2 tRNA genes are annotated in these 251 nt (G+C 50.2%); both read left to right on the top strand.

Annotated features, from left to right (window positions below):
- Nucleotides 1-27 precede the first annotated feature (27 nt).
- Nucleotides 28-99: transfer RNA gene (locus tag IV88_RS09055), tRNA-Gly, on the top strand.
- A gap of 32 nt (nt 100-131) precedes the next feature.
- A tRNA-Leu gene (locus tag IV88_RS09050) sits at nt 132-217 on the top strand.
- Nucleotides 218-251: the final 34 nt, after the last annotated feature.

The following is a 251-nucleotide window of genomic DNA, read 5'->3' as shown; positions in this document are numbered from 1 at the left end:
AATCCTCTAGTCGGCATTTTAATTTTTGCGGAAGTAGTTCAGTGGTAGAACATCACCTTGCCATGGTGGGGGTCGCGGGTTCGAATCCCGTCTTCCGCTTTGTAGTTTTAATAACTACGAGCATAAGTTTTGCCGGGGTGGCGGAATTGGCAGACGCACAGGACTTAAAATCCTGCGGTCAGTGATGACCGTACCGGTTCGATCCCGGTCCTCGGCACTTATTATGCACCCATAGCGCAACTGGATAGAGT

Origin of the sequence: Pediococcus argentinicus (assembly GCF_001437605.1) — a bacterium.
In the GTDB taxonomy this organism is placed as follows: domain Bacteria; phylum Bacillota; class Bacilli; order Lactobacillales; family Lactobacillaceae; genus Pediococcus; species Pediococcus argentinicus.
This window is presented reverse-complemented; position numbering and strand designations above follow the sequence as displayed.